The organism is Klebsiella sp. CN_Kp113 (assembly GCF_040064585.1).
In the GTDB taxonomy this organism is placed as follows: domain Bacteria; phylum Pseudomonadota; class Gammaproteobacteria; order Enterobacterales; family Enterobacteriaceae; genus Klebsiella; species Klebsiella michiganensis.
On record NZ_JBEAID010000041.1, the window covers coordinates 1 to 26,590 of the forward strand.

Here is a 26,590-nt window from a genome sequence, read left to right on the forward strand (position 1 = left end):
GTTGTTTGTGAAGTGATTCACATCTGCCGTGTCAGTGGGAGCGCATTATAGGGAGCTGCCGGGATATAGCAACCCTTAAAATACAAAAAACTTATCAAACGCTCATAATTTAAACTTCTCACGCTCCCTCCACGCCGGAAAAAATGGGGGAAAGCCAGATGCCACGCGGGCTGCAGCGAATTCAGGCAAAAGCGACATTTTGCGAAAATCAACGTTATCCGCTTTACGTTTCCCCCTCTCTTACCGCGTCGTGACTTCAGATGATGAATTAAGCACCAGCCTTGACCCATGACAAAGCGGCTTGAGGGTGCATATTTCTATAATCAGGCCCGTTTCTTCTTATTGGTATGAACCTATGGCTTATCAACTCAACATTAACTGGCCCGAGTTTTTAGAAAAGTACTGGCAAAAGCAGCCGGTCGTATTAAAGAAGGCTTTCGCGAATTTCGTCGATCCGATTACGCCGGATGAGCTGGCCGGGCTGGCCATGGAACCGGAAGTCGATAGTCGACTGGTGAGCCTCAAGAACGGTCAATGGCAGGCCAGCAACGGGCCGTTTGAACATTTTGATGGCCTGGGCGAAACCGGCTGGTCGCTACTGGCTCAGGCGGTAAACCACTGGCATATGCCCGCCGCTGAACTGGTGCGCCCCTTCCGCGTGCTGCCGGACTGGCGTTTAGACGATCTGATGATCTCCTTTTCCGTACCGGGCGGCGGCGTAGGCCCGCATATCGACCAGTACGACGTCTTTATTATTCAGGGCATGGGCAGCCGCCGCTGGCGCGTGGGCGATAAGCTACCGATGCGTCAGTTCTGCCCGCATCCGGCGCTGCTGCACGTCGACCCGTTCCCGCCGATCATTGATGAAGATCTGGAACCTGGCGATATTCTGTACATTCCGCCCGGATTCCCGCACGACGGAATCACTCACGAAACGGCGCTGAACTACTCCGTCGGCTTCCGTGGGCCAAACGGCCGCGATTTGATCAGCAGCTTTGCCGATTACGCGCTGGAAAACGATCTCGGCGGCGAGCACTACAGCGATCCGGATTTGACCTGCCGCGAACATCCGGGACGGGTAGAAGAGTATGAACTGGAACGCCTGCGCGGCATGATGATCGAGATGATTAGACAGCCGGAAGATTTCCGCCGCTGGTTTGGGCGTTTTGCTACCACGCCGCGCCACGAGCTGGATATTGCGCCCGCTGAACCGCCTTTTGAAGAAGAGGAGATTGTCGACGCGCTGGCGGGCGGTGAGATGCTGACTCGCCTGAGCGGCCTGCGTGTACTGCACATCAGCGACAGCTTCTTTGTGAATAGCGAACAGCTGGAGCCAACCGATCCCGCGGCTCTGGACGCACTGTGCCGCTATACCCTGCTGGGTAAAGAGGAGCTAGGCGAGGCCGCGCTGCGCAATCCGGCTTTTATCGCCGATCTGACCCGCCTGATTAACCAGGGCTACTGGTTCTTCGACGAATAGCGCTTCATCATCGGTTCATATAAAGAAGGCGCGGAGCCCGCGCCTTCTTCTTTACTATCGCTACAGCATCATTTACCGAGCAGCGCCTCAAACTGCGCCTGGTAGTGCGGCGCGTTCCATGAACCATCAAACAGGGTGTAAGTAATATATCCTTTGTTGAGCCAGCCCGAGTCATTATCCCCTTCCGCCGGTTTCATCGCCTCCGGATTCATCGTCTGTTTGGCGGTACCGTCCGCCAGAAGTTCATAACCAATCTGCGGCACAGGGAATTGTTCATTCTCAATATAATGAACGCCCTTAATTTCAGCCGACGGCAGCGGCGGATAGTTAATGCTTAACCCGGCCCCCTGCGGCATAATCGGGCTTCCCGGTTTATGCGCGGCGTTAAGTTTATCCACCAACGAGACGACATAATCCACCGAATCAGGCCAGTACTTATGCGTGCTCGGCCATTTGTTCTTCATCTCTTCTTCCGTGAAGCGGTAGCCAATGCTGGCGGCAATCGCCGGGAAACCGTAGCGTACGGCGCGGGCCGCGGCGCTCACGGTGCCGGAGTTAACCTGCGCCATACCGGTATTGGGACCATCGTTGACGCCCGAAATCACCAGATCCGGCGGCGCGTCTTTCAGTACGCCCCACAGGCCAAAATCCAGCGCATCGGCAGGAGTTCCAGGGAAGCAGTAGCGTTTGTCAGCGGCTTTTTTGACATCAAAAACTTTACCCGTTTTAAAGGTAATTGCCGACCCGATACCGCTCTGATTCGTTGCCGGCGCCACCATCCAGACGTCATACCCTTTGGCCGCCAGTTTTTCCTGCAGCGAAGTGGTCCCCACAGACTGGCAGCCATCATCGTTAACCAGCAGTATTTTCAGCGGTTTTTCAGCAGCCTGTACGCCAGCGGCAGATAACGCCAGAATGGCGGCAGTCAGGATTTTCGTTCTCATCATCACTCCTTGTTGGGTAGCAGAGGTATTTCTTAGGCGCAAAAAAAAACCTAAGACTCCTGCCGCACGCCAAATTGGCGGACAGGGGTCTTAGGTTTTGCCTGTGGTCAGTAACAATCCCAGAGTGCTGCGAAAATAACGCCAGAGCGTAAAAGAGTCCAGCCCGGACATCGTTATTCCGTGACGGAGATCAATCCTCTAAAATTATTTAAGCCGAAAACTGCCAATTAATCTGAAAATTAAACTTAAGATACAACTCAATCGACAAAATTACCTCCATGAAGACGATCACATTTATTGACATTCATAATAAATAGAGGATGTCTTTTCTCATAATTAGTGCTAACGTCGCCCTTGTTGGATTGTTACTGTTTAGAACAGGCGAAACCTACGTTATAGACGTTCGAGCGAACATAATCTTATTTATGCTTCGCGTCGAATATCTGACGTAGGTTTTTTTTTGCTTATAAAAAGACCATTCAGGTGGAGCGTTATATGAAGAAGTGGCTAATAGCATTAATGATGACGGCAGGTGCGGCAACCTGCTCTGCGGCGGAAGTTAAAAACGATGACGGCGTGAATATCTATTTCGCCCGCCATGGCAAAACGCTGCTGAATACGTTTGACCGCGTGCAGGGTTGGGCGGACTCACCGCTTACCGAAGACGGCATTCGCGTCGCTCGTTATCTCGGCGAGGGGCTTAAAGGTATTCCGTTTGATAGCTTCTATTCCAGCGATGCCGGACGTCAGCGTGAAACCATGCAGGTGATCCTTAAGCAAGCCGGAGTAAGTGATTACAAACTTACTGAACTCAGCGGCCTGCGAGAAGCCTTCTTCGGCGGTTTCGAAGGCGGCTATAACAAAGATATGGCCGACGCCGGCGCCAGACAGCTGGGGCTTAAAGACGGCGCTGCGCTGTTCAGCCAAATGAAAGCGGGCACCCTGGCCGTCGATACCAACCAGAACGCGCTGGCAGCGGCCGACCCAAAGGGTATGGCGGAAAACTATCAGCAGGTAAAAACCCGTACCCAGGCAGCGCTGCACACTATCGTTGAAAACGCGCAGGCCCGGGGCGATAAAAACGTGCTGGCAATTTCATCCGGTACCGCAATGCAGATTATGATTTCCGATTTAACCAACGATAACGCGAAAAACAAGCCGCTTGCCAATGCCGCGGTGGTTAAAATTGTTTATAAAGACGGCAAATATACCGTTCCAGAAATTGGCACCATGAAATATGTTGAAGCCGGAAAACAGGCTCTCGATAAAAAATAATACCCACGCTTAATTATTTATTAAGGCAGACTTCAGGCGAAAACACCTCGCCTGGATCGCTGCGTCCCTACTCTGGGGTTTATTATGAAAATCAATACTACAACAGTCGCCATTATGCTGCTGGCTATTCCCGCCAGCGCCTGGTCAGCTTCGACCACTAACAGCCTGAAGGAGCACGATTATATCGATACCGTGCTCGACGATCCGTTATTCAGCCAGTCCCATATGAATTTATCGTTTAAAAACTACTGGAAATATCTTAAGGAAGAAGAGACCGAGCCAAAGAAAGTCCATAATGCCTGGGGTCAGGGCGTCGCCGTCGATTATCAGTCCGGCTATTTTGCCGATATTATTGGCTTTGATGCCACTTACTACGGAGCGGTAAAGCTCGGCGCCAGCGATTACTTTAACTCCCGCGGCGTGCTGTATAACAACGGCAGCGGGAATAAAAAGAGCAACGCTGAAGGCTTTTCCAAATTTGGTCAACGCAACATCAAGCTACAGTATCGCCTGGCGGACACTCATCTGAACGCCCGCTGGGGCTGGCAGACGATGAAAAACTTTGGCGTCATCTCCAACTCCACCCGCCTCTCCCCGACCACCTATTTGGGCTGGACCGGCGCGGTGAACTACGGCCCCTTCACGCTGCGCGGCGCGTACATCGAAAGCGCGATGGATCGTAACTCGCCGGATAAGAAACGCTTCCAGACCAACAGCGGACAGTACATTAACCATATCGCCAGCGGCGATATTCTGTGGCAAAGCGAGCACCTGAACATGCAGTACGGCTATGGTGAAAGCGATAACTATCTGCGCCGCCATATTCTGTTTACCAATATTAAGCCGATAAAAGCGCTGAACATCGGTACTCAGGTCTACGCCACTCACGCGCTGGACGAGTATAAAGCGATGCCAGCGAATAAGCGTGACTTTGACGACGACGCCTGGCACATCGCCATGGATGTGAAGTGGCAGGCGGACAACTGGAGCACCAAGTGGGGTCTGGGCTATACCGATGCGAACAAGGCCAATGAAGTGGGCTTCTACCCGCGCCATATGAGTAAAAACTCGCGCGGGACCTTTATCTCAATGGCCTATGCCGGCAACGACTATATGCGCGACGGTGAGCTGGTTCTCTCTAATATGTCGGACTATAACCTGACGCCGGAGCTGGCGATCGGTCTCGCCGGCAACATCGCCCAGTTTAACTACCGCGGCAACCACGTCCGTACCGGGGAAATTAACGCCTTCAGCCGCTGGGTGCCAACGCACCCAAGACTGAAAAATCTCACCGTCTGGGCGATGTTCGGGCCGGGCTGGTCCTATAAGATGAATGGCAAAACGCCGGTGCTTACCGACGGCCATTACAGCCGGGCCAACTCGCTCTCTTCGGAAGTGATTATCGAATATAAATTTAATCTGTTCTGATACGCCCGCCCCGCCGGTCATGGCGGGGCAACCCTCCCCGGCTACTTCTTCACCTCATTAAGCTCATCGTTATAGCTTTCCCGCGTCACGCAGACGCACAGGATGGTAATCAGCGCCATGCAGGCGAGAAACAGCGAGATGGGCCACGATGCGCCGCCGGACCACACCAGCAGCAAGGTACCAATCATCGGCGTTAAGCCGCCGACGATGTTCGCCAGCTGGAAGCCGAGCGACACGCCGGTGTAGCGCACGCTGGTGTCAAAAAGCTCCGAAAAGAAGGCTGGCTGAACGCTGAACATCATCCCCAGCCCCACGGAATAGCAGAAGGTGGTGGCGAACATAAACATCTTCACCGAGCCGGAGTCGATCATCCAGAACAGCGGAAAGGCAAAGATCAGCGTGATGGCGGCGCCGGCCAGATAGACCGGTCGGCGGCCAATTTTATCGGAAAGCCAGCCGAAGAACGGAAAGGTAAAAATGCCGACAAAGCTGGCCAGCAGCAGCCCGTTCAGCGCCGTTTCGCGAGTGAAGTTGAGTTCCCTTGTCACATAGGACATAAAGAACGCCACCGTCAGCCAGCCCAGAACAATCTCCCCCATGCGCATGCCCATCGCCAGGAACACCGCTTTACGGTGATGCTTGAGTACGGTGAGAATGGGAAACTTCTGCTCCGCCGCTTTCGGCGCGTTCTGCTGCTGTTTCTGATTCTCCTGGAACACCGGCGTCTCTTCGATCCTTGAGCGGATAAACATCCCGACAAACAACAGCGCGATGCTTAACAGGAAAGGCACGCGCCAGCCCCAGGACATCAGGTCATCCTCCGGCAGCATCACCACCAGCGCAAAAACGCCGGTGGCGATAAACAGGCCAAGCACGTTGCCCAACTGAACAAAAGTGCCGAAAAAGCCCCGGCGATGGCGCGGCGCATACTCGGTGATCAGCGTCGTCGCCCCACCCCATTCGCCGCCGATGGCAAAGCCCTGGCAGAGGCGCAAAAAGATAAGTATCAGCGGCGCGGCGTTGCCTATGGTGTCGTAGCTGGGGATTAAGCCTATGAAAAAAGTCGAAATACCCATAATCATCAGCGACAGAACCAGCGATTTTTTGCGGCCGATCTTATCGCCATAGTGGCCAAATACGATGGCCCCGATGGGCCGGCTGACGAAGGTAATCGACAGCGTCAGGAAGGACACCAGCAGCGCCATCAGCGGCGAGAGGTTAGGAAAAAACAGCGACGGAAACACCAGCGCGGCGGCGGTGCCGTAGATAAAAAAGTCATAGAACTCAATCGTTGTGCCGGAAAGACCGGAGCCCAGCACGGTGAGCAGCTTTCTTCTTTCATGCGTTTGTTGCGATGTTTGTTCATTTTTTGCAGGGGTCATGGCGGGCGAGGTAAGCATAGTCATCATTAAATCCTCTGTCCTGAATCATTATTGTTAAGTCGGGCAGCGCCTGGCTAACCGCGGTCGCGAGGGAAAATCGCCCGCAAGCTAACTCGAATTAGCTAATTATAACAAGATACGGAGATTCACAACGTAAATGCTAAAAGAGTGTGACCAGGATCGGTTAAATTTTAACACCCTCGCCAGCGCCGCGAGACAAATCGCTTACGGAATAACGTAAATAATTTATTAAATTCAATTAATTATATATTTAACGCTGATTTACCGTCCCCGCTGCGCTTCCCGTCCGCTTTTCTGCCCGCCTTTATGCCGCCTCAGCAAGCGTTCCCTGTCACCTCGACCCACCGTTTAAAATAAAGAGTTAAATATTAATAAGTTAATAATTGCACATTGATAGCCATCACAAATCCCCGGTAAAGAGTTTGTTCCTGTCTTTTTTTTATCCTAATTTGCTAATTCGAGTTAGCCAAAGAAATTAGCCAGCAACAGAACGATTGATGCCGCGCTTACCCCGGCGCAGCACGCTCAACGATAACCAAGCGACCTATCCCCTACAGGAGAAATTCACATGCTGAATTTAACGTTACCCGCGGAAGCCGGGCTTATTACCCCGCAGCCAGGCGAAGTGTTGATGGTGACCAATGCGGATCTCCGCGAACCGGCTAACGTCACCTGCTGGCCCACGCAGAAGCTGTTTGAACAGCGTCTGGAAACGGCGCTGGAAACATTAGGCTATCGCCTGCGCCGCGCCCATCCGGTCAACGAGCAGCGCGGTCACGGGTTTATCAGCAGCCAGAAAGAGGGTAGCGAGCTGTTCGCCGGGATCGATCCGGATGCGCCGGTTATTGTCCTGCTGACCGCCTGGCAATACTCCCATCACCTTGCTCCTTCGCTGGTACATCATCGCGGCCCTATTTTGCTGCTCGCCAATTTTGACGGTACCTGGCCGGGCCTCGTCGGCATGCTCTGTATGGCAGGCTGCCTCACCAGCCTGGAGCGCAGCTACTCGCGGCTTTGGTCGGAAACCTTCGCCGACGAGGCGTTTATTCGTGGCTTAGACACCTGGCTGCGCGACGGCCATCTCAGCCATAAGCTCGGCTATCTGCATCCGGTTGCACCCAGCGCGCCGCTGCTGGCCAGCGAAGCCGGGCAGATTGGCGTGAAGGTTGGGCAGTCGATCCTCAAACACAAGGCCATTGTCGGGCTGTTCGATACCTTCTGTATGGGGATGATCAACGGCGTGTTCCCGCAAAAAGCGATGATCGACGTAGGGATGCCGGTGGAGTCGCTGTCGCAATCGGCGCTACTGGTTGAAATGAACAAGGTGCCGATCGCCCTGCGCGAAGCCTGTCTCGACTGGTATGAGACCCGCGGCATGCGCTTCCGGTTCGGCGCCGACGGGGCGAAGGATCTGACCCGGGAGCAGGTGCTGGAACAGTGCGCGATGATGATCGCCATGGCGCGCTTCGTGAAGCGCTTCGGGCTGACGGCAGTGGGCGTGCAGTATCAGCAGGGGCTCAAAGACAGCTGCGCCGCTTCGGATTTTGCCGAAGGCGCCATCGGTAACGCGGAACGTTTCCCGATCCCGGATGAGAATGGCGAGATCGTCTGTCCGGACGCGCCGATCCCCTGCATCAACGAGGTGGATATGGGCAGCGCCATCCCGCAGGTGATGCTGGCGAAGCTGCTCGGCGCGCTGGGCATGGCGAGCGAAACCACCCTTCACGATATCCGCTGGGGTAGCGAGTACAACGGCACGTTCTACTGGGATCTGGAGATCTCCGGCGCGGTGCCGTTCGCCCATCTGAAAGGCGGGATCGCCGGGGCAACCGGCTATCGCCAGCCGGCGATGTTCTTCCCCTATGGCGGCTCGACCATTGCCGGTCAGGGCAAAGCCGGACGCTTTATCTGGGCGCGAGCGCACTACGAAGGCACCCAGGTGATCCTGCATATCGGCACCGGCACCGCCGTCGAACTGCCGCATGACGAATTCGAACGCCGCCGCCGGGCGACCAACTACGAGTGGCCGTTACTCAACGCCGTTCTCGACGGGGTTTCGCGCGACGATTTAATGGCGGGCCACCAGAGCAACCATCTCAGTCTGGCTTATGTAGAGGAGGAGGTATTATCCGAAGTGCTGAACGCCTTTATTGCCCAGGCGCTGACGCAAAATATGAAAGTCTTTATCGCAGGCGATGCGCATTTATTAATGAAATAACAACTGATTCGCTTATGTAATTTTTACGTTGTTAGCGATCCTGGCAAACATCCGCTTCATTCGTCTCTTTATCGCCCATAAAGAGCGGATCAACGCGCATCTGTCCGGGCGGGCTCTCCGCCTGCCCGGATAAGAGAGGATTATATGTATCAGCAGCAACATATTGAATTTATTATCCAGAAGGCAAAGAAACGGCTCGATCTGCAGGAGGCCCCTGGCTGCACCAAAGCGGGATGGCTAATGATCACCGCATTATTAATTGAGTCATGGGATATTTATTCCATGGCGTTTATTTTATTCGCCCTGAAAGATATTTATGAGCCCAGCAGCTGGCTGCTTGGTTTTACCGCCGCCGGCACCCAGCTCGGCGCGGTGGTCGGCGCGCTGCTCGGCGGCTGGCTGACCGATAAGCTCGGACGGCGTAAAATTTTCCTCTGGTCGATGATCCTGTTCGCGATCTTCGCCGTTCTTCAGGGCATGGCGCCCAATATGTACTGGCTGGCGATAATTCGCTGCCTCGCCGGGATCCCGGTGGGCGCGGACGTGGCTAACGGCTTTACCTACATCATGGAGGTGATGCCGAAGGGCAAGCGCGAAGTGATGGCTAACCGCTGGCAGTTTATGTTCGCGCTGGGGATTATCGCCGCCATTCTGCTGGTCACCACGCTGGTGGCGCTTGATGTTCACCCGGATATGATCTGGCGCATCGTGCTGGCGGTCCCGGCGATCCCGGCCTGCCTGCTGCTGTTTATGCGTCGGGAGCTGCCGGAGACGCCAGCGTGGTTCGTCGAACGCGGCCGCTTTATCGAAGCGAAAAAAGCCTCCCGTGAATATTACGGCGAACAGGATGGCCGTCTGCTGGACGACATTCTGCCCAATGAAAACGTCACTATCGCCGACCCGACGCTCAAAGAGACGCTGCACGATCTGTTCCGCCGTCCGTTTACCCGCCGCACCACCCTGTTCGGCTGGTTCTCCTGCGCCGTGCAGTCGTTTGAAAACTACGCCTTCTCCTTCTTCCTGCCGCTGATCCTCGTGACCATCGGGATTTCCGGGCAGATCCAGAATAACCTCGCCCTGCTGGCGGTGAACTGTATCGCCGCGCTCTCGGCATTTGTCGGCCCGCTGCTGTTGCCGAAGCTTGGGCATAAGGGACTGAGCAAATACGGCTTCCTGCTGGTCACCATCGGTATTTCGATATCGGCGTGGGGCGTCTACAGCAGCAGCTTCGCATTTATCATCTTCGGCGCGGCGCTAATGCTGTGGGGCCACTACTGGGATTCCGAAAGCGGCATGACGGTGATCTCGCTGGTGGCAAAACCGCGCTATCGCGGGGTGGCCTCCGGCATCGGCTACACCATCGTCAAGGTCACCGCCTTCGTTACCACCCTGGTCTTCCCGGCCCTGTTTGAAGCGGTCGGCGTACCGGTCGCCTCGATGATTATCGCTATCGCGCCGTTCTGCGCCTTCCTCGCCTCCATCTTCCTGCTGCCGGAAGTCTTCGGCCATGCGGTGGGCGACGAAAACGATCGAGAGCATGACGCCAGCCCGGCAATCGCCCTGGAGGGTCATGAATCCCCGGCCTCCAAACATTAACCGCCCGGGCCGCAGAGGCGGCCCCCGCTGAACCCATAAAGGAAGGAATCAGATGAACAGCACAAAAATGCCCGTGATTGAAAATATCGAACTGATGACCGCCCGCGTTCCGCTGCCGGAAGGCCCGTGGGGAGATCAAATTCACCACGTCACCGATATCGAAGTGGCGATTGTTGACGTCTACGGTTCTAACGGCCACGTCGGGACCGGCTTTAGCCACACTTCCGGCTGGTGCGGGAAAACCATCTCCGCGCTGATTGCCGAGATTATCCCGGACGTTATTGGCCAGCCGCTCTCCCCGCGCGGCCTGTGGCATCGCTCGTATAAACACGTACACGACGTCGGCGGCGCGGGCGTCACCACCCATGCCCTGGCGGCGCTGGATATTGCCTACTGGGATCTGTTAGGTAAAACCCTCAATGCGCCGATTATCGACATTCTTGGCCGCGTACGCGATCGCGTTCCGCTGTACGGCAGCGGCATCAACCTGCATCTGTCCATTGAGGAAGTGATTGACCAGGTCAAACGCTGGAAAAGCACCGGCTACCTGGCGGCGAAAGTGAAAGTGGGCAAACCGACGCTGGAGGAGGACGTGGAGCGGCTGCGTAAGATTCAGGAAGCAGTGCCAGGCTTCCCGCTGGCGGTGGACGCCAACCAGGGCTGGAACTTCCCGCAGGCGCTGCGCGCGTTCAAGCTGTTCGAACCGCTCAACCTGCTGTGGATTGAGGAGCCGCTGCCCTCCGACGATATCACCGGCCACCTGCGGCTGCGCGAACGCAGCGCCACGCCTATCGCGCTGGGAGAAAACGTCTATAACTTAAACCAGTTTACGCAGTACATCGAGAGCGGCAGCGCGGATTACATCCAGGCGGATCTCGGCCGCGTCGGCGGGATCACCGGCTATCTGGATATCGCCGCCGTCGCCCGCGCGCACAACCTGCCAATGACGCCGCATTTTGTCATGGAGCTCAGCGCCAGCCTGCTGGCAACGGTGCCGAATATCTCATACGCCGAGATGACCGACGGCGGGCGCTGGAAAGATCTGCGCATCATCGCCGAAGCGGGCGAAGAGGTGGACGGCTACTACGTGCCGAGCGAAAGGCCGGGCCACGGCATTATTCTCGATCGTGATTACCTCGCAACCCACAAAATCTAACCACGCAGTGAGGGGAAAGGACAATGGAAGACACGTTATTCTCGGTTAAAGACAAGGTCATCATCGTGACCGGCGGCCTGGGACAGCTGGGGGCGCAGTACGTGAAGACGTTACACGACCGCGGCGCGAAGGTGGCGGCGCTGGCCACCCGCGTCGATGCCGCGCGCGTCGACCGCGTGCTGGGGGCGATTAAGGACTCCGACCGCCTGCTGTGCGCGGAAGTGAATATTACCGATAAAGCCAGCATTAACCGGGTGCTGGATAGCATTGAAGCGAAGTGGGGCGTCCCGGATGGCCTGGTCAACAACGCGGGCGTCGACACCCAGCCCAGCGCGCCGCCGGAAGTCTCCGGCCCGTTTGAAGAGTTTCCGGAAGAGGTGTTCCGCGAGGTGGTGGAAGTGAACCTGGTCGGCACCTTCCTGATGACCCAGCAGGTCGGCAAGCGCATGAAACAGGCCGGCAAAGGCGGCTCGATCATCAACGTCGGTTCGATCTACGGCGTGGTCTCCCCTGTGCAGGATATCTATAGCTACAAAAAAGAGGACACCGGCATTCCGTTCGTCAAACCGGTGGCCTATTCGGCGGCAAAGTCCGGGCTGTATAACTTTACCCGCTACTGCGCCACCTACTGGGGGCGCGACGGCATTCGCGTCAATACTCTGACCCTCTCCGGCGTCGAGCGCAGCGATCAGGACCCGCGCTTCCAGAAAAACTACACCAACCGTATCCCCATCGGGCGGATGGCGAAAGCCCACGAGTACAACGGCGCGGTGGTGTTTTTGCTCTCCGACGCCTCGGTCTATATGACCGGTTCCAACGTGGTGGTGGATGGAGGCTGGACCGCATGGTAAGCGATAAATGGCAGGTTTTTCGTGGCATTATCTCCGCCGTGGTGACGCCGATGCACGCCGATGAGTCGGTGAACTACGCGGCGCTGGACGCGCTCGCCCGCGCCCAGCTGGCGCGCGGGGTTGAGGGCTTTTACTGCTGCGGCTCCTCCGGGGAGGGGCCGTTGCTGCGTTTCGATGAGCGCCGGCAGGTGCTGGCAACGCTGGTGCAGTCGGCGGGCGGTCGCGTGCCGGTGATCGCCCACGTGGGGACGCCGCGCACCCGGGATGCCGTCGAGCTGGCGAAGCACGCCGAGCAGGACGGCGCCAGCGCGGTGTCGCTGGTGCCGCCCTACTACTACAAATATAGCCGCGAGGAGATTATCGCCTACTACCGTCGAGTGCTGGACGCCATTTCGATTCCGGTGATTTTGTATAACATTCCGCAGTTTACCGGCGTCGAGCTGGACGCCCAGAGCGCCGACGCGCTGCTCGGCGATGAGCAGGTTCTGGGGGTGAAGCATACTTCGCATAACCTCTATTCGCTGGAACGCATGATCGCCCGCTACCCGGAGAAAGTCTTTTTTAACGGTTTCGATGAGATCTTCCTTTCCAGCCTCGCGGCGGGCGCGACGGCCACGGTTGGCACCACGGTTAACCTGCAGCCGGAGCTGTTTCTCGCCCTGCGCAGCGCTTTTCAGCAGGGCGACATCGCCCGGGCGCAGCGCCTGCAGCAGCAGATCAACGAGGTGGTGGAGCAGCTGGTCGCGCGCGGCGTGTTCCAGTCGGCGAAGTATCTTGCCGCGAAAGAGACCGTCGATACCGGCCCCACCCGCGAGCCGTTTGTGGCGCTGACGGCGGCGCAGAAAGGCGAGCTGGATGACCTCTATCTGCGCTTAAGGGGGTATATCGCCGATGCCGGACAATGACGCGCTCTGTCCCCAGATCCGTCTGAACGATAGCGTCGTGTGCCAGCAGGTCGCGCGGTTTTTACAGGAGACGGAAAGCGATGCGCGAACCCGGGGGCTGGCGGTGGCGGTTGTCGGGCAGGAGGGCGAGCTCATCGCCTTTGGCGCGCACGCTCGCTGCCCGCCGCTACCGCGCCAGCTGGCACAGCGCAAGGCCTGGAGCGCCCTGCGCTTTCGCCGTCCGACGGCAACGCTGGCGCAAGAGGTCAGCGCCGGCGCCCTGCAGCTGGCGGTATTTAACGACCCGCAGCTGCTGGCGATGCCGGGCGGCGAGCCGGTGATCGTCGACGGGCTGGCCATTGGCGGCGTCGGGATCAGCGGCCTGCCGCCGGAGCTGGACGCCGGGCTGGCGGCGCAGTTTGTTCAGCGATTGACTTGATGAGGGATCGTTAAGGGTTCCCGGATTGCGGCGCCCGCGCCTTATCCAGGCTACCAGCGCGCGCAGGATGCGGTATCTGTAGCCCCGGCCAGCATAGCGCAGCCGGGGATTGACGTGTTCACACAAGCCGTGTCATTTACTGGCTCCGCTGCTTCTCCACCGACAGCGGGCGGTGAATCAGGGTCATCGGCACGGTGATCTTCACATCGGCATTTTCCCCCTGCAGCTTCTGCTGCATCAAATGAAACGCGTGCTGCGCCCAGGCGTCCTCATCCTGGCGCATCGACCACACCGCGTTCGGCAGAAATCCCAGCATCTGATGTTCATCGAAGGTGCCGATGGGAATATCCGACGGAATAAAGCCGTAGGTTTCCCGCAGCGCGCTCAGCGTCCCTTCCAGAATGGGCAGAGAGGAGGCGATAAACGCCTTCGGCGGCTCGCGGTGCTGACGGAGAAAATCGAGCATCAGCTGTTTGCCCTCTTCCTGACGGTTATGGCTGGCGGACAATATCCACTCCTTGCCGGCGGGCAGCTCGCTCAGGTAGCCCTGCAGACGACGCTGGATCGATGGCTGCTGGGTATCCCCGGCGATAAAAAAAATCGGCGAGACGTCCACCGCCTGGGTCATCGCCTGCACCAGCTTTTTGCTGCCGTTGTAGTTATCGCTCACCACCAGCGACACGTCGCTCTCGCCAAAATCGCGGTCGAGCAGCACCAGCGGCCGCTTGCGCGCCACCTTCTGATGATGCAGCTGCGTTTCCCGGGTAGAGGGTACCACGAAGAGCCCGTCAACGTTGCGCGCCAGCAGCCCTTCAACCAGACTGTTTTCATGCTCGCTGTCGCTGTAGGTGCAGGCAATCATTAGCTGATACCCCGCCTGACGGCAGCAGGCTTCGAGCTTTTCCGCCAGGGTGGAGAAAAACAGGTTGGATAAACGCGGGATCACCAGCCCTAAGGTCTCGGTTTTATTGAGCTTCAGGCTGCGGGCTATATGGTTAACGACCAGCCCGTTCTCGGCGATGTAATCATTAATACGCTGCTGCGTTTTGGCGCTGATGCGATACTGCTCAGCTTTGCCACCCAGCACCAGGCGCACGGTGGTAATCGAGATTTCCAGCGCCCTGGCGACTTGCTCAACGGTTTTGGCCATAAACTCATTTTCCATAACGAACAGAACGGCTTAATCATAAACTAATTCGAGTTAGCAATACATTAGCCGCGCTGTTATTTTGAACAAGGCGTCAGTTTTCTGACGCCACTGGCGCTGTCGATCGCGAGCCCGCGACGCGGACGATCGTTAAGATCCTTCCCTGCCCTCTCTGTCGGCGTGTGTGCCGGGAGAGATTCTGGCCGCGGGATTTCACTTTGCCGGTTTAACCTCGGTCACCCAGGTGGGGAGATCCCATGTTCCGCCGAGGCGAAGGTAGCGGCACATCCCGGTGGTCGCTTCACGGCTTTTGCGGAACGTTGTGCCATCCCAGAGCCAGCTCGCCGTCCCCCAGCAATCGCCGAGCCCTCGCCCTTTCTGGCTCATAAAAATCTCGCCGTCGCCATACTCAGAACCGAAAACCGTAATAAGCGTTGGATTACCCTCAAGTTTACTATCCACAACCCAATAGCCGTATCCCTCGTTATAGGCCGCCCGCCAGCACAAGGCCGAAATCAGGGAATGCGCGTTATCCAGCGGCGTCAGGCTGATGGTTTCAGCCTCCTCCCCCTCCTCAGGCTGGAGGCGATCGCACCAATCATCGTTATTTAGCGTGGCCAGAAGCTTCGGCTTGAGCACCGCCAGCTCAGGCGCGGTTAACGCTCTCTCCTGCGCCTTCTCAGGCATGACCCGGTGAATGACCGGGGCAGGAATCGCTGCCCGGACGCTGCTTTCCGGCCTGGCGCCTTTTTTGGTCAACGCGCCCGGCGTGCCGATTCGCCCCTGAACATCGTCCATTTTCAGCAGTACCGCGTAAGCGCCTTCGCCGGAAAGCACAAATGGCGCCTCCCCGCCTGTAAATTCGACCTTCCCGCTGCCTTTGATGGCGTTAATGATCGCCCGGGCCTGTTTCTCCGACAGCGGCCAGCTCTCTTTTGCTGGCTTCACATCGCCTGCCGGCTGGCCATTGATCCACAGCGTCAGTTTGCCCGGCAGAACGTCGCTGTCGGTCACCTCCGCCAGCATCAGCTCTCCCGAGACGGCGGTGCCCGCTCCGGCCTGGCGGGTCAGCAGCACCGAACCTCCGCTTCCTTCTTCAGCGCTGTATCCCGCCGCCCGGCAGGTCAGCGTGTTATCACACACCACTTCCCAGTCTTTGTGGCTGAATGAAACGCCTGTTTTCGCCAGCGCGGGGAGACTAAGTACGGCCAGTGCCAGCACGCCTCTCCAGAGTTCCTTTTTCATACCTTCTCTCCTTAATCGGTCATCCGCGTAGTCTGAATAATCCCCCGCTCAGAGAGAAGCGTTTTCCCCTGCCGCGACATTTTTCAGACAACGACATGGATGCCGCACCGCTTTACGCTTCGTCGGGCATATTCCCCCCGTTCAGCCCGGCTGAAAATAGCGAGCTTGAGAGTCTGGTCACCTCATTCAACATCATTTCTGGGTTCACAAAATAACATCCGCCGTGATGTTAAATCATCTTGTGATATTCCGCGCGGCTGCGACCGGCTAACTCTTTTTACGCTCTCACTTCATCTTTGCGATTCATAGCTGAATTCCGCTCTGGCTATTCAGGGGGTTCTTTTATGCATCGATTCATCTTTTCTTTGACGTCATCAATAATATGAAGCTATCCCGAATATTCAGCGTACTGCCGTCGCTATTTTTTGCCGTCGCGTGCGCTGCCGCATCATCCGGCGTGGATCATTGTGAAGTGGGCTGCCCGACCGGCGGAAGCGGGCAGACGCTGGTTCGCGAAGCCTATACGCTCAATAACAACAGCCAGCGCAAATTCGCCAATTGGGTGGCGTATAAAATCACCAAAGCCAGTCTGGCCAGCGGGCGTTCGCGCAGCTGGAAGCGCGATCCGGATTTACCCGCTACGGATACCCTTGCCCCCGCGGCATATAAAGGGGCCAGCGCAGCATTGGCGGTCGATCGCGGGCATCAGGCGCCTCTCGCCGGGCTCGGCGCCAGCGCAGACTGGCAGGCGTTAAACTATCTTTCCAATATCACCCCGCAGGCCTCCGACCTGAATCAGGGGGCGTGGGCGCGGCTGGAGGATAAGGAGCGCGCCCTCGCCGAGCGCCGCGACGTGGCGGCGGTGTGGTCCGTTACCGGGCCGCTGTTCGAACGGCATATCGCTACCCTGCCCGCCGCGCCCGAGGTGGAGCTTCCCAGCGGCTACTGGAAGATTATTTTTATCGGCTCCAGTCCGGATAAAGGCGAATACGCGGCGTTTTTGCTGGATCAGGCGACGCCAAAAAGCGCCAGTTTTTGTGATTATCAAGTGACGGTGGAGGAGATTGAGCGGCGGACTCATCCGGCGCTCTCGTTCTGGCCCGCCCTGCCGGCAGGTATCGCCCGCCGCCTGAAGTCCCGGAAGGGTACGCTGGCTAAAGAGATGGGGTGCCCGTAATTGGGCATGGGCATCCTGTTGCGCGCATTATCTCGCTTTTGTTTTTTGAATCTGCTTTGCGGTTATTTCCGCAATATCAGGAAAGGCATTTTCCACAGGCGCTAATTAATAGCGTCACGCATTCTGTTAATTCTTAATTTGCGGTTAAAGACGTTTATTATGTCCGATTAAAGTCTGGACTTTATTTTTATTACTGGTTAGGTTTACAGGTGTTATTTAGCGCGGTGCGAATGTGTTGGCGCACACCCGCACCGCTGATCACAATTACTATTTCGCGAGAATAGCAACCATGACTAATGATGATTGTATTGTAGATTCGTTTGATCCAGAAGTGTCGCCGAAAAATAAGCGTCAGTTGACGGTGAGTTATGTGAGACGTTTGCCAGATCGTCGTCTTGTTCCGGCGATGATCATGAAGGGCCAGTGGCTGGCGGCGGCAGGGTTTTCGACCGGCACCCGGGTGGAGGTGCGGGTGATGGAGGGCTGTATTGTGCTGACGGCGGTTGAGCCGGAACCGGAGCTAGAAGCCGCGATGCGCAGGGTGGAGAAGCTGTCGGCCAGGAAGCAGAAGCAGGTTAGAGAGTTTATCGGGGTGATTGGGGGACGGGGTTGAGGAGTCAGGATTGCGGTGACAGACAGGATTTTAATGCCATGCTCTATATCGCCACTCCGGACCTGTACTCATCCATCAAATCCGTACAACGCTCCTTTTAGATAACGGATAAATACCTGTTAATACGACTGAATGAGGAAACCATCATGGAGACTTACCGATTACATCGCGGCAGGCTTATCGACCATATCCAGCTTGTGGTAAATGATTTCGAGGCCAGCAAAGCGTTTTATACAGCCGTGCTGGCGGTCCTTGAGATCCCTGTCGTGAATACCTACGACGATTATTTTTGGGCTGATGAGCTTGTTGTTTCATCCATTAATAGCCCCGGTTCCGCAGGTAAGCCGACAGGACGGCATCACCTGGCTTTCCAGGCCAGGGATCGTGAGACGGTGGATGCTTTTTACCAGGCGGCGCTGGCACACGGCGGCAGTGATAACGGCGCACCCGGTGAGCGAACTTATCACCCGGGGTACTACGCGGCCTTTGTACGCGATCCCGATGGTAACAATATCGAAGCGGTTTACCATGGCGAGGGGGAACGCAGTGCGGCATCGGTGGAGATTGGCTTCAGTCTTTAAGTATAACGGCCTCCGGGCAGGGGTCGTATTGGGCGGTTGGCATTAAGTCAGACCAGGAGCCAGCCCATGAATTAGCCATATCGAAGCCCTCATAATAATGAGGGCTACATAAAATAAATTCAGTGTTGTAAATTCATTGCGTATTCATTTTATAAAGGAATAACGATGGGAGCCATTAACGAGATAGATATTGCAAAGCTGGTTTTGCTACCCGCGATTTTATATGTGGCTAAAAAGATCATCGACTGGGCGGGAAAAGTGATGTCCAGCCCGCCAGCAAAGCGAAAAATCCGCTTCGAAAAGGTACCTATTGAAACGAAAATAGAGGTGCTGAATAAAATCGCTGAGATAGCGAACGCTGAAATACCCGACACTAAACTCTCGAGGACGCATCAGACGGTACAAATGAAATTTTTGTATGAGCAGGTCGGGATTACCCTCCCTGTCTGGCACGCCCATCAGCTGATCGCGTTTATCGCTGATACAAATATCGGCTCATATGATGTACGATTAATGAGTTTCCTTAAAAACCCATCCTTTTATCGTTGTGAAGAAAATCATTTTTCTGTAGATGCTAAAAAAATTAAAAATTTTCACATCGTTAGCGGGGGGTTCTGGCTAATTTCAATCGTCATTTTTGCCTGCGCCTGGTGGACAACAATACAATCGTTAATGGCCAGCGGGGGCGTAAATTCAGCTATCGCATTTTCACTGTTTTACTTTATTTCCGCTATTGTGGTCACTGGCTTTATCTTGAGCCAGGTTGGAGAAACCTGGCAAAGCGCCAGATTCGCCAGGCTGTTTGAAAGATGGTGTGAGGAGGAAGCGCGGGTGGAAAGTGGGGAGGGTGCTGTGCTAGCCGCATCAGAGCCAGAAGAACAGAGGCCTCAACAGGAGGTTTTCAAATGATGAAATGCAGATACAAAAAAGTATTTTAGTAGACTGATTGGGGGATTTGGTGCGAAGGCCGGACTCGAACCGGCACGTATTTCTACGGTTGATTTTGAATCAACTGCGTCTAACAAGTCATTGATTATCATCACTAACTTGTTACGCACCTACGGTTCGTACAGCCAATTTCGCCAACAGATTGCCCCAGCAAAATAGCAGGGGTTTACATGGATCACAAGAGGGCAAAGCCGAAGGACAAACGCGATCGTTATCTGATTCTCGATCCGTGCGGTGTGTACATGGTACGCATAGCTGTCCCGGCATACATGGCGGCACACTTTGGCAATAAAACATACTTCATGAGGTCAACTGCGACTCGCGATATTCGTCAGGCGCGTCTATTCAGGGATGCCATAGCGTTGGAATGGTACAAGCTGCGCGATCAGCTTAAACCAGTACGTTCAGGTTCACGGGTTGAGCAGATCCTTGATGAACTTCGAGGTATTGGCAAACAAGCAAAGGACACACCGCCCACACAATTGAACTTCCCCGCTCAAGTGCAGGCTTGCCCTTCTCTTCTGGCGATGCGGGATCAGTACATTCTGCAATTCAGTGAGAAACGTAAACTGACCACCCTGTCAAAGACGAACAAGGCCGTCGAGGTCTTATTGTCCCACCTTCGCAAGCGCGATATTCCATTGAAAGATATCAACCGAACCATAGTTACTGGCTGGCTGGATAAACTGAAATGCGAGAGAGCGCCCCAGACTATTCAAAACTACATCAGCGCCCTTGCTCAAATCTGGGACTTAGCCCGTAACCGATATCACGACGCACCACAGGATAACCCCTGGCGTGGTCATGGCCTGGAAGCGAAAAGTAGCAAGGTAAGCTATGAGGTTTTCACCCATGTGGAACTGGCGAAGGTCTTCACTGCCCTGGAGGGTGACGAAGAGATGCAAGCGGTTACGCTGATCGGCATGTACAGCGGCATGAGGCTGAATGAAATTTGCTCTTTGTGTGTTGGAAACATCCGCGAGATTGAGGGCGTCCTTTGCTTCGAAGTCACGGAGGGAAAAACCAAATCAGCAGCGCGTATCATCCCGGTTCACAGCCGTATTATTGATCTGGTGGAGTCCCTTCTCCAGAAGCCACATAACGGCTTCCTTTTCTACCGTGCGTCAATCATTGACCGTGCAGACGGCAAGCGCTCAACGTGGCATACGCAGCGTTTTACACGGGCTAAACGGCTTGCGCTGGGTGAAGTTGGAACAGAACGAAAGGTGTTCCACAGCCTGCGCCACGAGGTAGCCCAGCAGTTAGACCGGAACCAGGTTCCAGAGGACAGGATAGCCCTTCTAATGGGCCATGAACGCGGGAAAACGGAGACCTTCAAGACGTACTCAAAAAATGCGGCGTCACCAGTGGAGCTATCAAGATATGTCGAGATTGTTAATTTTCAAGTAACGTGAAGAGATCAATGAACATGATGGGATGGTCTGCTACTTGATTTTCTTCGGTATCAAGCAATTCCATCCCTTGTTTATGGTAAAAATCCATTGCACCCCGTTTTGCATCAGTTATTAAAAACCTACACCCAACCATCGGCCTGATATCGTCCAATGCCATTAAAAGAGCATATCCAAATAGCATGGAACCTATACCACTGGCTCTCAATTTTGAGTCAACAGCCAAACGTGCAATTTTTACAGCGGGTAGAAATTCGTACCTTTCTGCGCGGGCACAGTTACCTAAATCGTACTCTTTTAAGTTAACCTGACTACAAGTAAGTGTAATGTATCCCAAAATTTTGTATGAAAAACTATCTTGAGGGATACTTTTATCTACTCTCGTGTTGTCATCAACAACAACATAAGTCTGGGCTATGCACCCATCCTGAAACAACAGTGCATCTTGTTGGAGGAACGTTTTAAGCGGCTGAAACTCTTCGGCACCGCTACTAAATCGTTTTGGATTATGGAATTGGTTTAAAGGTAGGATTTGTAGGTCAGGTTGTATCACTTCATCCATTTTACTCAACAACCTGCCCTAATTGTGATTAGCCGCGTTTAGACATTTTCTGACGTAACGCACGAGCATCCTGTAACGAGCGTTTAGCGTTCTCGTTTGGCTTAGATTGACTCATTTGTTTGAGCATTTGCTCAGCGTCTTTACCAGTCAGGATGGTGCGACCGAACATACTACTTGTAATAGCCATTTTAACCTCCTGCTTTTGGGATATGAGTAAGTTGCAACTTAGTTGTTTATGAGCACAGATTACGCAATCTACGTCAATCCGTCAAGAATTGTTTTAAACCACAGTTACAGAAACCAATAAATAAGATGTTGATTTATAATGAAAATACCTCGCCGCTTGCACTATTAGCATTGCAGGAAGCGAGGAATGCAGCAGCGTCTTTCTCTGACAGTGTGGCGAGCACGTCCTTCTGCTTTTTGATGGCAGCGTAATGAATGATGGCCTGTTCCAGGCCCACGCTGGCGATCTTCGACAAGAAGGTGCTGCGCTTTACCGCCAACGCCCTGGCGAGTGCTGATACGTTTAGCAACCCGGCATCGTCCAGAGTCTTAACCTTGACCGACAGTAGCGGCGAGTTTCCCACGCCAAGGATTTTCAATTGCATATATTTACCTCTCCAAATGAAAAGAGGGCGACAATTGCCGCCCACCTTCTTTACCTCGCCGATTACGACGCATCGTTGGTGATGGCGGTCACCAGGTCGGGACGGAATGCCACCGGGAGCATCGAGAACTCGCTTGAGAGCGTAATATTCTTATACGCATCGGTGCTGCTATAGATTCGGAAATCCACCACGTCAGCGAAGGCAAGCTCCAGATTGCGGCTGGTTGGCCCGACAATGTTTGTCCAAGCTCCAGACTGACCACTCAGAGGTTTATCGAACACTGGCACCAGATATCCCTGATCCGCGCCGACGCCGTAGAAATCGGTGTCGCTCATCTCAACCACGGTGACGGAATCCAGCACGAAATAGCTGAACGCCGGGTTGATCTCTTTATTGAATACCAGACCATCAGGATCAAGCACACCATACTGCACAAGCTGGCGCACACTTGGGTTAAAACGCAGCTTCTTGAACAGGTTGGAACCCGCAAACAGGTAAATGCCCTTGAGCTGAGAGGCCAGGCCACCCGCACGGCGTTTCATCTTGCTAACCTCATCAGAGAGCGACTCTAACGGATCGGCAGCCACACCCGTGTAAATTGTTCCGGTGCTCTGTTCAATGTCGAACTCATCAGACCAATCGAGGATCGGGCCGTCCTGGGTGTACTGCATATCGATCACGCGGTGATGGAAGAGACTTTCGGCGAACATCTTTTCACGAGTCGCAGCGAAGCGCTCATAGTGCGCCAGCCCCTTTGCGGTCACAGCATCCAGCACGCTGGCCTGTAGCGGAGATCCGATTTTACGGTATGGTTGCACGTCTGCCGCCGTGATGATGTCCTGCGTTGGGAATAACGGCAGCTCGATCAAGTGGTTAGACGCGGACGCCTTGGGAGTAGCCCCCCACTGAGAGCTAAAACGCATACCCGCTGGTGCTACGGTGTCACCCATCTGAGCCAGAATATCCAGGCTGCTTTTAAACTGGTCTGTAGTATCACGCTGGAAAATCCCGAGGTTGGTCAGGATGCGGTTACGCGCCGGGATGTTTGTAAATGACGCAGAATAATCTACGTATTCGAAATTGGAAGAAAGAGCCATATTTTTAAGATGTCCTTATCAGTTGGATTATTTATCAGCCAGTGCAATACGAATATTGCCGTTAGCAGTCAGTGCAGCAATAGCAGCAGCGCCTACGGTCTCACCCATAACGGCGATCACTGTTTCAGCGCGAATGTAAACGCCACGGTCAGCAACGATGATGTTTGCATCAGTTCCGGCGCGGTGATGGCTCAGAACTAACAGGGCATCAGGACCAGAGACATACGCGGTGCCATCAGACTTGATGACAGAACCCGGCTGAACCTCGACGGCGAGGGTTGGAATATTCACGACACAGCGATCAAAGTTGCCGTCTGCGTGGTAGGTAATCACGTCGTTATACGTGCGTTGGGTTTCACCCATTTTCATAATGTCACTCCATAAAGTTTTATTTTCGGCCTTGGGGCCATATCGTCAGATTTGACGGTGTTCAGGTGCAAAAGAGGCCGCGCGGTGGCGACCTTCTTTATTTGGTAGTTCTGTATCAATCCAGACGGGAGATTATTCAGCCCGGATTCACCGCGTTAACAGCAGTTCTTGCCGCTGACTAATTTCAGGCTGCATCAGTCAGAAAAAAGCAAGGCGGCAGGAGATACCGCCCCGGAGGACAATAGACAGGTATTTGTTATTGTTTGTTTTCTGATCTGAGAAAGGAGGAGCTACAACGGCGGCAGGAGACCAATCGCACCGCCGTGCGCTCGATGCCGTTTTATGTCCGGCAGACAGCCCGAGGAGAGCCGGGACTTATTGCGGTTGTTAGACCGCTGGCAAACCCCATCGCGGAAGGCTAATACCACGGCAGGGGAATAAGCGGCGCTGGAAAGCAAAGATGGCCCGTGCGAGGTATCAAGGAGCCAGCGCCTGAGAGGAGATTAAATTACGTTCAATTGGCTGTAGTTCGCAGTAGACTCTTTCGAATCTATTAATCACCTTATATATAATTTTAACACGTTATTATTTAAAGTGCAATCAGAATTCACGTTAAATTTGTTGACTTCTAAGTTCATCTGTGAATACAAAGAAGGAAGGCTTCCCTGCCCCCTTTATCATTAGCCCTGTATTATACCCGCCCCGCCCGGTTTATCTTGGTCAGGCAGTGGCTCTGACGGGATCACGTAGGAGTACGCAGCCGGATCGGCGGCAACGATCTCCCGGCATTTGGAGCGAGCACGAGCTAACGCCGCTTCGTCCACAAAATGGGGAGTAAAGACACCTGCCCCAGCGCCCAGCGTCTTCATGATACGTTTGGCCTTTTGTTTGGTGTTGGCAACTGGCGCGACTGCTGGCGCTGGCTTCGTTGATGGTTGCCAATCGGGATGGCGGATTAAATAGTCATCCACGGCGTTTTTTACATTCTGTTTGAGCTGTTCGGTTTCCATCTGTTCGATGGTGCGCCCGTTCATGGCTGCGGCTATGGAATCGCGAACGGTTTTGAGCAAGTTTTTCATTTTTGTTTTTATTCCTTAATAGGATAACCAGCCCGTCACGGGCGCAGCGATACGCCAGCCACGCAACGGGCAGGTAAGGTAAAATATCCATGAGGTTCAAGGTCAGGCCGTCGCGGTCTGGCTCACTGTTGTGGTCTGTTGGCTTTTCTTATGCAGCCCGCTTTGCGCGAGTTAACTTCGTTAACGTCATCTGGTGACGCTGGTTCGTTCAGGTCTGTATTCAGATCAGCCATCAGGCTGTTACTTTTCTCATCAGTCATTTTACCTCAGCTTAAAAAGGTGTGTCGCCATCGGCATACATTGTACGTTCCTCAGCAGCAAAGCGGGCCATCTGCTCGGGAGTGTAGATCGTCCCTTTGCTCTGTATAGTCGGGGGGTTATAGCCAGTTTCCACAACGACGGGCTGCGGCTCAGGCGTTTTTGTCTGTTTTTTGAAATCGACCTGGATAACCTTACCGTCAGTTTCCCCACCGGTTCCACGGCTTGCCCTCAGCCGCTCCAGTGCTTTTTCATGATCGTAGGACGGTGAACCGTTTAACAGTTTCGGGTAATCAAAAATCAGGTTGTGTTCCTGGCTCACTACCGAGCGAACAGTGTATGAATGGCTTTTCTGACTCTCATCAATGACGAGTAAACCAAGTGCTTGAAGAACTTTCATCCACTTGCCAAGGGTTTTAGGTGTGCATTTGCATTTAGTCGCTATGTCCCTCTGATCTTCATAGAAATTCTTACCATCGGCCCGGTAACTGTTGTATTGATCCACCATATAGGTATGAATCCGATCAAGTTTGTCCTCGACCTTGAAGCATTCGCCAGTTGCTTTGATAACGACGCTTTCAGCAAAGAAAAGGCGACGATCCTCTTCAAACCATAATTCAGGTTTATTTTCTGCTGCTCTGTTGCTCATAGTGTTCTCCTTCAATGGGATTCTTCATGTTTGTTCGGATGCGTTCTGCCTCAGCATCCACGAGTTTATTGATGAGCGTCGCAACAGGCGTCCCGGTGCGGCGGCACTCCTGCATGATTACGTCCATCGTTGAATTGCTAAACGTCAGTTTTATGGCGTTTTCTCCTGTTTGTCAGACATGCGGATTCGCTCCTGCAATCGTGGGTGGCGATCAGGATTCGGCGGCCTTGATGGCCTGCATTTGATTTGGTCTGCCCTATTTGAGGCAATTTGATTGGCTCGGCGTTGCGCCGGATAGGATCAGGCTGTCGTAGCGGTCGGGAAGTTGCCAGCGACGCTGTAACCGTGTTGTTCCAGAGTCTCTATACCATTGGTGGCAACCAGGAACATGATCACCTGTTCCGGCGTCATATCCAGATTGAATTTCTCACGGTACAGACGACGGTAACCTTGGAGCACCGGGGTCAGAATCTCAGTCAGTGACTGACCGTCAGCGTACTGGCGGGATAAAGGCTTGAGGATCGCCTTGACCGCACGAGCACTTTTTGCTTTCTTCCGTTCCTGTTTCAGGATATGAAGTGCAACGGCAAGCTGCGGGTACTTCGCGTGAGCCGCATCCGCTCCACCATTTCTGGAGATGAAAGACCAAAGCGCGGTTTTGGTGTACGTGCCGTAAAGGATCACGTCTGCGATCTGCTCGCCAGTCATGGTGGCTGGGGTAATACGTTGGGATTTCGGTTTGTTCATTTGGGTTCTCCGTTGAGTTATTGAAATTATTCTCGGAGGTCATTTGTACCCATTTGTCAGGACTATCACCGGGCGGTGATGACCTTAATTGTTGAAAGCCATGTTATCAGTGATTCTTGCAAATAGCAAGAAAAAAATAAACAAACATTGCCCTCCTAATTTTACTATGTCATAATTAAGGATTCAATGTCAAGTCCTTTTTAAACGCTCTATAAGCCGCTCTGCTGGCCTCTTAATCATACCCGCTACCATCGTATTACCCGAAGTGCTACAGGGCCGAGTAGACCCCATACGTTAAGGATTTATCGGGGTTGCGTATAGTTGGCACGGGGGATTGCTTATCAGTCCAGACTTTCGCCCGGCCCCCCTCGCCGCCCCATTGACTCTGCGGGTTACACTCCTCGTGACAATGTTCCAAAGT

26 protein-coding genes are annotated in these 26,590 nt (G+C 54.3%); 14 read left to right on the forward strand and 12 right to left on the reverse strand.

The genetic code is table 11. The annotated features are described in order from the left end of the window. Positions 1–355 precede the first annotated feature (355 nt). A complete protein-coding gene (locus ABLV30_RS24365) occupies positions 356–1,480 on the forward strand; it encodes a cupin domain-containing protein (RefSeq protein ID WP_064358187.1) in 1,125 nt (374 codons plus the stop codon). Positions 1,481–1,548: 68 nt separating this feature from the next. On the opposite strand, the gene surE is transcribed toward ABLV30_RS24365, so the two are convergent. Then, positions 1,549–2,424 (reverse strand): 5'/3'-nucleotidase SurE, encoded by an 876-nt coding sequence (surE, locus tag ABLV30_RS24370; RefSeq protein WP_014837294.1) that lies wholly within the window; start codon positions 2,422–2,424, stop codon positions 1,549–1,551. Positions 2,425–2,919: 495 nt separating this feature from the next. Here surE and ABLV30_RS24375 point away from each other — a divergent pair, with 495 nt between their 5' ends. Both ABLV30_RS24375 and ABLV30_RS24380 read left to right on the forward strand, forming a co-directional pair. Beyond that, entirely contained in the window at positions 2,920–3,699 is a 780-nt protein-coding gene (locus ABLV30_RS24375; protein ID WP_265802154.1) for a histidine phosphatase family protein, read from the forward strand. An 84-nt stretch (positions 3,700–3,783) separates the two neighbouring features. Then, positions 3,784–5,127, forward strand: a complete 1,344-nt coding sequence (locus tag ABLV30_RS24380) for an OprD family outer membrane porin (protein WP_046878216.1) — start codon at positions 3,784–3,786, stop codon at positions 5,125–5,127. A 41-nt stretch (positions 5,128–5,168) separates the two neighbouring features. Here the strand turns inward: ABLV30_RS24380 and ABLV30_RS24385 are convergent, their stop codons facing one another. Next, positions 5,169–6,533 (reverse strand): MFS transporter, encoded by a 1,365-nt coding sequence (locus tag ABLV30_RS24385; RefSeq protein ID WP_014227732.1) that lies wholly within the window; start codon positions 6,531–6,533, stop codon positions 5,169–5,171. Between the two features lie 565 nt (positions 6,534–7,098). On the opposite strand from ABLV30_RS24385, the gene ABLV30_RS24390 reads away from it, so the two are divergent. The 6 genes from ABLV30_RS24390 (at position 7,099) to ABLV30_RS24415 (ending at position 13,674) form a co-directional block, all read left to right on the forward strand. Next, on the forward strand, positions 7,099–8,748 hold the full coding sequence (locus tag ABLV30_RS24390; protein ID WP_102804023.1) for a signal transduction protein: 1,650 nt from the start codon (positions 7,099–7,101) through the stop codon (positions 8,746–8,748). A 144-nt stretch (positions 8,749–8,892) separates the two neighbouring features. Then, positions 8,893–10,344: an MFS transporter gene (locus ABLV30_RS24395; protein WP_265802155.1), complete on the forward strand. Its 1,452-nt coding sequence runs from the start codon at positions 8,893–8,895 to the stop codon at positions 10,342–10,344. 52 nt (positions 10,345–10,396) lie between these two features. Next, positions 10,397–11,500 (forward strand): mandelate racemase/muconate lactonizing enzyme family protein, encoded by a 1,104-nt coding sequence (locus ABLV30_RS24400; RefSeq protein WP_064375736.1) that lies wholly within the window; start codon positions 10,397–10,399, stop codon positions 11,498–11,500. A gap of 23 nt (positions 11,501–11,523) precedes the next feature. After that, the gene (locus ABLV30_RS24405; RefSeq protein WP_016809991.1) at positions 11,524–12,351 is read left to right on the forward strand and encodes an SDR family oxidoreductase; all 828 of its coding nucleotides are present in this window, start codon (positions 11,524–11,526) and stop codon (positions 12,349–12,351) included. Further along, on the forward strand, positions 12,345–13,256 hold the full coding sequence (locus ABLV30_RS24410; RefSeq protein ID WP_047724651.1) for a dihydrodipicolinate synthase family protein: 912 nt from the start codon (positions 12,345–12,347) through the stop codon (positions 13,254–13,256). The genes ABLV30_RS24405 and ABLV30_RS24410 overlap by 7 nt, the downstream gene beginning before the upstream one ends. Next, complete coding sequence (locus ABLV30_RS24415; RefSeq protein WP_202019422.1) at positions 13,243–13,674, forward strand: heme-binding protein; 432 nt, start codon at positions 13,243–13,245, stop codon at positions 13,672–13,674. The genes ABLV30_RS24410 and ABLV30_RS24415 overlap by 14 nt, the downstream gene beginning before the upstream one ends. A gap of 136 nt (positions 13,675–13,810) precedes the next feature. Here the strand turns inward: ABLV30_RS24415 and ABLV30_RS24420 are convergent, their stop codons facing one another. Then, positions 13,811–14,824, reverse strand: a complete 1,014-nt coding sequence (locus ABLV30_RS24420) for a LacI family DNA-binding transcriptional regulator (protein WP_004117622.1) — start codon at positions 14,822–14,824, stop codon at positions 13,811–13,813. A gap of 210 nt (positions 14,825–15,034) precedes the next feature. Next, positions 15,035–16,066, reverse strand: coding sequence for a DUF1176 domain-containing protein (locus ABLV30_RS24425; protein WP_265802156.1), 1,032 nt, complete (start codon positions 16,064–16,066; stop codon positions 15,035–15,037). Between the two features lie 382 nt (positions 16,067–16,448). Here ABLV30_RS24425 and ABLV30_RS24430 point away from each other — a divergent pair, with 382 nt between their 5' ends. The 5 genes from ABLV30_RS24430 (at position 16,449) to ABLV30_RS24450 (ending at position 20,800) form a co-directional block, all read left to right on the forward strand. Continuing rightward, entirely contained in the window at positions 16,449–17,243 is a 795-nt protein-coding gene (locus ABLV30_RS24430) for a DNA/RNA non-specific endonuclease (protein WP_057173403.1), read from the forward strand. Between the two features lie 289 nt (positions 17,244–17,532). Further along, positions 17,533–17,856 (forward strand): endoribonuclease SymE, encoded by a 324-nt coding sequence (symE, locus tag ABLV30_RS24435; RefSeq protein ID WP_014837285.1) that lies wholly within the window; start codon positions 17,533–17,535, stop codon positions 17,854–17,856. 146 nt (positions 17,857–18,002) lie between these two features. Further along, positions 18,003–18,437 carry a VOC family protein gene (locus ABLV30_RS24440; RefSeq protein ID WP_004117617.1) on the forward strand — a complete coding sequence of 145 codons (435 nt, stop codon included), beginning with the start codon at positions 18,003–18,005 and terminating at the stop codon, positions 18,435–18,437. A 165-nt stretch (positions 18,438–18,602) separates the two neighbouring features. After that, entirely contained in the window at positions 18,603–19,346 is a 744-nt protein-coding gene (locus ABLV30_RS24445; RefSeq protein WP_265802158.1) for a hypothetical protein, read from the forward strand. Positions 19,347–19,555: 209 nt separating this feature from the next. Continuing rightward, positions 19,556–20,800 carry a site-specific integrase gene (locus ABLV30_RS24450; RefSeq protein ID WP_071557277.1) on the forward strand — a complete coding sequence of 415 codons (1,245 nt, stop codon included), beginning with the start codon at positions 19,556–19,558 and terminating at the stop codon, positions 20,798–20,800. Here the strand turns inward: ABLV30_RS24450 and ABLV30_RS24455 are convergent. From ABLV30_RS24455 to ABLV30_RS24490, 8 genes are all read right to left on the reverse strand, one after another. After that, the gene (locus ABLV30_RS24455) at positions 20,781–21,359 is read right to left on the reverse strand and encodes a GNAT family N-acetyltransferase (RefSeq protein ID WP_071557275.1); all 579 of its coding nucleotides are present in this window, start codon (positions 21,357–21,359) and stop codon (positions 20,781–20,783) included. The two genes, ABLV30_RS24450 and ABLV30_RS24455, sit on opposite strands and share 20 nt — an antisense overlap. Before the next feature lie 28 nt (positions 21,360–21,387). Further along, on the reverse strand, positions 21,388–21,546 hold the full coding sequence (locus ABLV30_RS24460; RefSeq protein WP_165370637.1) for a hypothetical protein: 159 nt from the start codon (positions 21,544–21,546) through the stop codon (positions 21,388–21,390). Between the two features lie 133 nt (positions 21,547–21,679). Next, positions 21,680–21,970 (reverse strand): hypothetical protein, encoded by a 291-nt coding sequence (locus ABLV30_RS24465; protein ID WP_117240035.1) that lies wholly within the window; start codon positions 21,968–21,970, stop codon positions 21,680–21,682. Positions 21,971–22,032: 62 nt separating this feature from the next. Then, positions 22,033–23,067 (reverse strand): major capsid protein, encoded by a 1,035-nt coding sequence (locus ABLV30_RS24470; protein WP_117240036.1) that lies wholly within the window; start codon positions 23,065–23,067, stop codon positions 22,033–22,035. A 27-nt stretch (positions 23,068–23,094) separates the two neighbouring features. Beyond that, positions 23,095–23,436 (reverse strand): hypothetical protein, encoded by a 342-nt coding sequence (locus ABLV30_RS24475; protein WP_117240037.1) that lies wholly within the window; start codon positions 23,434–23,436, stop codon positions 23,095–23,097. A 680-nt stretch (positions 23,437–24,116) separates the two neighbouring features. Then, entirely contained in the window at positions 24,117–24,515 is a 399-nt protein-coding gene (locus tag ABLV30_RS24480; RefSeq protein ID WP_117240038.1) for a hypothetical protein, read from the reverse strand. 271 nt (positions 24,516–24,786) lie between these two features. Then, a complete protein-coding gene (locus tag ABLV30_RS24485; RefSeq protein WP_065809794.1) occupies positions 24,787–25,422 on the reverse strand; it encodes a hypothetical protein in 636 nt (211 codons plus the stop codon). A gap of 300 nt (positions 25,423–25,722) precedes the next feature. Next, entirely contained in the window at positions 25,723–26,169 is a 447-nt protein-coding gene (locus tag ABLV30_RS24490; RefSeq protein ID WP_047694300.1) for a hypothetical protein, read from the reverse strand. Positions 26,170–26,590 lie beyond the last annotated feature (421 nt).